Here is a 7,217-nt window from a genome sequence, read left to right as displayed (position 1 = left end):
GATTTTTGGCTGGCATACACTATAACTAATGATTGCTTATTTTTTTATATTATACAATCTAGCTGCGTCTCAGCTTATTACCAGTAGCGGTACAGATAAGACTGTGCAAGCTGTACCTGTATCAGCAGGTCAGCCAGAAGCTCAGGCGGTGAATGGGACTAATCAGACAGTAGAAATTACCGATCGCGCCCAGCTACAGGAGTTAAGTCTGAAACTGTACGATCGCATCGATCGAGATTGGCAAACTAAGCCTACCTTCACGCAAAATCTAGTGTATCGCGTGACTGCGAGTCTTGATGGGGCGATCGCAAATTTCGAGCCGCTCAATCAACCAGCCAAAGATTTCACCCAAGAAACTCCCCTACCTTCTTTGCAGCAGACTTCCCAAACTCAGAGTAACAGGGGTGCAGTACCCGCAGCCCAATTTACCGTAGTGTTTGCTCCTAATGGAGTCTTGGAAGTCAACCCCTAACTGAGACAAAAAACTGTCCGGTAAGCTGCGCGGCGCGCGCCTTGCTGGGAAACTTTTTCTTGAAATTAGGACAAAAGTCAAATACCTAAAGCGGTAAGGCGCGATCGATCGCACCTTACCACTTTAGGCCTTTAAAAAAAACACTTTTTGCCAAAAATCCATTCAATCAAGAAACATGATATCCTAAATATTGTCATTCATTGCATTCTAAATAAAACACAACAAATGAAAGAACTTGACGATAAAAAAACCCAAGAACTGCTAGCCACCATCATGGAATGGGAACTAGCAGGGGTTGTGCGCTACACCCACTATGCACTGATGGTGACAGGCCCAAACCGCATCCCCATCGTGCAATTTTTTCAAGCACAAGCAACTGAATCCCTGCTCCACGCGCAACAAGCCGGAGAAATTCTTACTGGTTTAGAAGGACATCCAACCCAAAAAATTGCGAATATCGAAGAAACATACAAACATTCGGTAAAAGACTTGTTGGAAGAAAGTTTAAATCACGAAAAGAAAGCCCTCAAAAAGTATAAATCTTTACTGGAAGTAGTGACAGATTGCAGCATTTATCTGGAAGAATACGCCCGCACCATGATCGGTCAAGAAGAACTGCATCAAGTAGAACTGAAAAAGATGCTTAGAGATTTTAGTTAGGCAATTAATAACCCGCAGTCCTTAGTTAGGGATCTAATTAGTTTGTACTAAGGACTTGAGTCCTTATTAACTAAAAGTATCGCAAGAGAGGAATGAAGTCCTCACTAAAAAATTTATGGAGGACTTCAGTCCTCACTACGAACTTTATGGAACTGATTTTTAGCGAAGCTGTACCGACTTTTGTAATTACCCTGCGCGAAGGGGTGGAAGCAGCCTTAGTCGTGGGAATTGTTCTCGCTTGTTTGAAAAAAGCCGAGCAAAGTAACCTCAATTCCTGGGTTTATGCAGGTGTAGCAGCCGGCATTGCTGCTAGCGGTTTGGTTGGTGTTTTATTCAATGGGTTACTCGCGGCCCTATCAACATCTAATCAGCCTTACGCACCGGTAATCAAACAGCTATTAGAAGGTGTCTTGGGAGTTGTGGCGATCGCCATGCTAAGCTGGATGCTAATTTGGATGACTCAGCAAGCGCGGTTTCTCAAAACTGAAGTTGAAGGAGCAGTTACAGCAGCTTTAAGAGAAAATACTCAGGCGGGCTGGGGCGTATTTGGTTTAATTTTTATTGCGGTACTGCGCGAAGGTTTTGAAACAGTTTTGTTTGTTAGCGCTCAATTTCAACAGGGTTTGAGTCCGGCTTTAGGCGCTTTGGGCGGTTTGACTGGGGCGACAATCATTGGGGCGCTGTTGTTCAAGTGGGGAGTCAAAATTGATATCCGCCTGTTTTTCAAGTTTATGGGGATTTTGTTGCTGTTAATTGTCGCGGGTTTGGCGGCATCTGCACTCAAGCATTTTGACCAAGCTGCTGCTATTTTATCGCAGATGGATAGCAAGTATGCAGCAATTTGTGTGTTTTACGATCGTACTGCAGCACTGCACTCTTGTATTTTAGGCCCGATGGTGTGGAATGCCGCAGGAGTTTTGCCCGATCGGCAGTTTCCCGGAGTTATTCTCAAAGCACTCTTTGGATACAGAGATCGAATCTATCTTTTGCAAGCTATTGGTTATACAATATTTTTAGCCACCATCGGCAGTCTTTACTTCCAAAAATTAGACTCTAAGCCTACTCTTCCCACCAACAATACTCAACCCGCTCCGCCTCACTAGCTTTGCTAGCAGTTTTTCTCGGTTGTGTCGCAGCTTCAACAAAATTTTATTTATTCAGAAGATTAAAAAAACGCCCATTTTTTTCAGGTTTGGGGGTTGATTTTTTGACTTTTGTATGATACCATTTAATAATGGAAATAGTGAGTTTTTTTGGTACAAATAGTCATAGTTCCATTATTAGATTATACCGTCAATAGCCCTCAAAAGCAAGCCCTAGGCATCAAAAAAAAAAGAATTTTTTTTAACTCAACTTAACAAATTTAACAAAATTTAGAGTTTTTGGGCGATCGATCGTGGGAAACCTTAAACTCAAAAGCTCAAACTATTTTTTGATATCATAGAGGCAAAACAAGCTCGATCGCAAAACAGGTCGATCGACAAATGCGACAGCAAACCGACATCGATTTTACCTGCATCCAAAAGTGGGAAAGCAATGTTTTATTCTCAATACATCTCGCTTCAACTCACATTCAAGCCGCCCAGCAGCAATTAGAAGGTTGAGGAATTGCACCGCCAGATATCCGCCACTATCAATTTCTAGGCTCAACCGCTCAACTTTAGGGCAAATTCCTACCAAAAATATTGGCATTTCCCATTTCGACAGTTGTAAATACAGTTACATCGATCGGCCAGTCAAGCCAGAATCGCCTCTGAAATCTTAAATCTCACATCAAATCGCAGCTAACTCCCCGCAAAACCCGCCCGCATCCGACCAAAATTTAACCTGTCGGCCAGTAAAAAATCTGCCCTCAGAAAGATTTTTGGCGAACATTTTTTTGATAGTTGCTCCATAGGGCTTATAATTAGTACAAGAATATTTACAGAATTCGCAAAGCTCTTAATGAAGCTTAAAATTAAAACATTGTTCGTTAAAGTTAGCTGGAACCCCCAGAATGCTGTAGTCTCAGCCATCTGGTTAGCGGTGAGATAAATGATGATGCCTCGGATACTTGTTATTGATGATGACGCGGCGATCGCCGAACTGGTAGCCGTCAACCTAGAAATGGCTGGCTACGAAGTCACCCAGGCAGAAGACGGCATCAAAGGTCAGGCACTGGCAATACAACTGCTGCCGGATCTGATCGTCCTAGACCTGATGTTGCCTAGAGTAGACGGATTCACAGTATGTCAGCGTCTGCGGAGGGACGATCGCACATCAGACATACCCGTCTTGATGTTGACAGCCTTAAGCCAAACTCAAGACAAAGTAGAAGGCTTCAACTCCGGCGCCGACGACTACCTGACCAAACCCTTTGAACTAGAAGAAATGCTAGCGCGAGTGCGAGCCCTGCTGAGGCGCACAGACCGCATCCCCCAAGCAGCCAAACACTCGGAAATCCTGAATTACGGCCCGCTGACCCTCGTCCCCGAAAGGTTTGAAGCTGTTTGGTACGTTAATACCGTCAAACTGACTCACCTAGAGTTCGAGTTGCTGCACTGCTTGCTGCAGCGCCACGGTCAAACAGTCTCTCCCAGCGAAATCCTCAAAGAAGTCTGGGGCTACGACCCAGACGACGACATCGAAACAATTCGCGTACACATCAGACACCTGAGAACCAAGATGGAACCCGATCCCCGCCATCCTCGGTACATCAAAACCGTATACGGGGCCGGTTACTGCCTCGAATTGCCCAGCAACGAGCAAGTCGCCGAGGAAAGCAAATCCTCTGCTTGAACGGGCGCGCCAGATTCCACAAGCAGTTAAAAATTTCGATAGAAAAGCCTGAGAGCAAATGCTCTCAGGCTTTGTGGTTTGGAGTTTGAGATGAATATGCCAAGAAATAGCCATTAGCTGGTATTAATTCTCTTACTTGAGAAAAAACAATCCCGCACCGTCTTTTAGTCGCACTTCGATCGAAGCTTACCCAGAAGAAAGTACCGGATTTGTTCTGCCACCTTGTCTTTTCCGAGAGGATGAGATAGCTATTTAAACAACAATAGGCTTAGTAAGACTATTTGTCAATAAAATCTTCAAATTCGATCTAATCTTTATTTTTGCCAATCACGGGCAAACTTGCCATCGAGCCTAGAAACCAGTTACAGGCTTGATTTGAGGATATTTTACACCGTTATGTTACATATCTTAACTAAAATAAGTGAAAAACTTTATCAAAAAGCCCTTGACGAAACTTCTAAAATTGTTGATTATCTATATCAATAAGCCGCAAGCGCTTAAAACTCAACTGACATCTTTCACAAGAGGTAAATCGCCCCGTGACAAGCATGGCAAAAAAATCCTTCCCAGCCGAAGGAGAAACCTTTCCCTGGTGGGCCGGCAACGCCCGCTTAATCAACCTTTCCGGTCGTTTGCTAGGCGCCCACGTCGCCCAAGCCGGCCTCATCGTCCTCTGGGCGGGAGCTTATACCCTATTTGAGCTTTCCCGTTTCAACCCAGAATTTCCCATGTACGAACAAGGCTTAATCCTGTTGCCAAACCTAGCCCGACTCGGCTTTGGAGTTGGTGCCGGAGGCAAAATTGTCGATACTTATCCGTACTTTCAGATTGGTGTAATTCACCTAATTAGCTCAGCCTTTCTCGGCTTCGGCGGCATCTTTCATTCCCTCAAAGGGCCCGCCACCCTCGAAGAAAAAACTCCTTTCTTCGGCTACAGATGGGAAGACGCAGATAAAATGACCACCATCTTGGGCATCCACCTAGTTTTGCTTGGTGTCGGTGCCTTCTTGTTGGTGGCCAAAGCTATGTATTTCGGTGGTTTATATGATACCACGATCGGGCAAGTGCGGGTAATTTCGGAACCCACTTTCAATCCCGCCGTGATTTTCGGCTACCTGTTCGGTGCAGGTGGCACGCACTGGCTCGCCTCTGTTGACAATCTCGAAGATGTTGTCGGCGGACATATGTGGGTAGGAATCCTCTGCATTGCCGGCGGCCTCTGGCACATTCGCACTCAACCTTTTGATTGGGCAAAACGCCTGTTCATCTGGTCGGGAGAAGCTTACCTCTCCTATAGTCTCGGTGCCTTAGCATTAATGGGTTTCATCGCAGCCTACTTTGTTTCAGTCAACACCATTGCTTACCCAGAGGAATTCTACGGGCCAACTTTAAAAATTGGCTTCGAGCAGTTCCCCTATTTTCACAGCGAAGGAATGCTGACCTCCCGCGTCTGGTTGGCTAACACCCATTTCTGGCTCGCCTTCTTCGTTCTGCAAGGGCATTTCTGGCACGCTTTGCGATCGGCAGGATTTGATTTCCGCAAAGGCAAAGTCATGCAAGCAATGCGCGAAGACATCCAGCCCGAAGGAAATAAAGTTGCAGCCAGTCCAGCCAGTTAACCGCATCAGGAGGAAAGCGAAAATGCAAGCAATAGCAGATCAGAATTTAATTCCAGAGCCGGAAAACTCAGAAAACGAGTACGGCTGGTGGGCAGGTAACGCCCGCTTCACTAACCTTTCAGGACGAATTTTGGGAGCTCACGTCGCTCACGCCGGTTTGATCGTACTCTGGGCCGGGGCAATGACTCTGTTTGAACTTTCAAACTTTAACCCAGAGTTGCCGATGTACAACCAAGGTTTAATCCTGCTGCCGCATTTGGCAAGTTTGGGTTTGGGAGTAGGGCCTGGCGGTCAAATTGTTGATACCTATCCCTATTTTGCGATCGGAGTTGTGCATCTAATTAGTTCCGCAGTTCTCGGTGCCGGCGGCCTTTACCATTCCTTGCTCGGCCCGAAAGTATTGCCGCAAAACAAAACATTCTTTGGTTCCTTCGGCTACGACTGGGAAGACAAAGACAAAATGACAACCATCATCGGCATTCACCTATTGCTGTTAGGTGCAGGTGCTTGGTTGTTGGTAGCAAAAGCCCTATTTTGGGGCGGTCTTTACGATCCCCACGTTGCTGACGTGCGGATAATTAGCGAACCAACGCTGAATCCTGCCCGCATTTTTAGCTATCTTTTACCAGTGCGCGGCCCGGAAGGAATGGCAGCAGTTGACAACTTAGAAGATGTTGTCGGCGGTCACATCTATGTTGGCTTGCTCTGCATTCTTGGCGGTTTCTGGCATATCTTCACTAAGCCTTTTGCTTGGGCCCAGCGAGTGCTGTTTTGGTCGGGAGAAGCTTACCTTTCTTACAGTTTGGGCGCTCTGGCTTATATGGGCTTTTTGGCCGCCTACTTTGTGACTGTAAATGACACTGTTTATCCAGAGGTTTTCTACGGCCCTGTGGGTTTGAGCGGCTCGGATGCAGCGGTTGTTTCTTCGCGGACTTGGCTGGCGACAAGCCATTTTGTGTTAGCGATTTTGGCGCTTTCGGGTCACATCTGGCACGCGCTGCGCGTTCGCACGAAGGCGGCGGGGTTTGATTTTCGATCGGGCGAATTTGTAACTGCAACTGCCAGTAATGTTGAAAAGTCCGGTCAGATGCAAGCTCAACCTGCGGCAGCAACAGCAGTTAGTTTTTCCGATGTGACTGTAACTTTTTTGCGAAATTTGCCGATTTACCGCAAAGGATTGTCTCCCATAGTCAGGGGATTGGAAGTTAGCTTGGCTCACGGCTATTTCCTAGTAGGAGCTTTTGCAGTATTGCTACCTTTGCAAGAAAAAGGTTTAGCACCGCTGGCAGCATTGCTGGTAACTCTGGCATTGGTGTTGATTCTGTCAACGGGCCTTTCGATTTACGAGAATCGGAAGATTGAAGCAGGTAAAGTTCTTTACTGGCACAAAACGCCTGAAGATTGGAGTTTATTCCGGGGCGGTTTGGTAATGGGCGGTACCAGTGGAGCATTCCTTGCCTATTTGCTGTTAGACAATTTTGCTGGCATTGATGCAATTTTCCGGGGGGTTGTGAACTGAAATAAAAACGGTTTGTAGTGCGGAATTAATTCCGCACTGCGAAAAACTAAATAACCGGGTTTCTGTCCGCTACTTGCGGCACTAATACCTTCAAGAAATCCGGTTTTTTCTCAAGTCATAGCTAAATTTCTGTCAAATTATACCTGAGCCGTAGGACTTAAAAACTCCT

General features: G+C 46.0%; 6 protein-coding genes. All 6 read left to right on the top strand.

Going from position 1 to position 7,217, the window contains the following annotated elements; all coding sequences use genetic code 11:
- Positions 1 to 28 precede the first annotated feature (28 nt).
- A complete protein-coding gene (locus QT998_RS23820) occupies positions 29 to 472 on the top strand; it encodes a hypothetical protein (RefSeq protein WP_333118097.1) in 444 nt (147 codons plus the stop codon).
- A gap of 225 nt (positions 473 to 697) precedes the next feature.
- A complete protein-coding gene (locus QT998_RS23815) occupies positions 698 to 1,132 on the top strand; it encodes a ferritin-like domain-containing protein (RefSeq protein ID WP_194011394.1) in 435 nt (144 codons plus the stop codon).
- Between the two features lie 152 nt (positions 1,133 to 1,284).
- Positions 1,285 to 2,235, top strand: a complete 951-nt coding sequence (locus QT998_RS23810; RefSeq protein ID WP_333089830.1) for an FTR1 family iron permease — start codon at positions 1,285 to 1,287, stop codon at positions 2,233 to 2,235.
- A 937-nt stretch (positions 2,236 to 3,172) separates the two neighbouring features.
- Positions 3,173 to 3,910 (top strand): response regulator transcription factor, encoded by a 738-nt coding sequence (locus tag QT998_RS23805; protein WP_194011399.1) that lies wholly within the window; start codon positions 3,173 to 3,175, stop codon positions 3,908 to 3,910.
- A gap of 548 nt (positions 3,911 to 4,458) precedes the next feature.
- Positions 4,459 to 5,529, top strand: a complete 1,071-nt coding sequence (locus tag QT998_RS23800) for a chlorophyll a/b binding light-harvesting protein (RefSeq protein WP_333118095.1) — start codon at positions 4,459 to 4,461, stop codon at positions 5,527 to 5,529.
- A gap of 22 nt (positions 5,530 to 5,551) precedes the next feature.
- Complete coding sequence (locus QT998_RS23795; protein WP_442921996.1) at positions 5,552 to 7,048, top strand: chlorophyll a/b binding light-harvesting protein; 1,497 nt, start codon at positions 5,552 to 5,554, stop codon at positions 7,046 to 7,048.
- Positions 7,049 to 7,217 lie beyond the last annotated feature (169 nt).

The organism is Microcoleus sp. S1D4, from assembly GCF_036700765.1.
Lineage (GTDB): Bacteria > Cyanobacteriota > Cyanobacteriia > Cyanobacteriales > Microcoleaceae > Microcoleus.
This window is presented reverse-complemented; position numbering and strand designations above follow the sequence as displayed.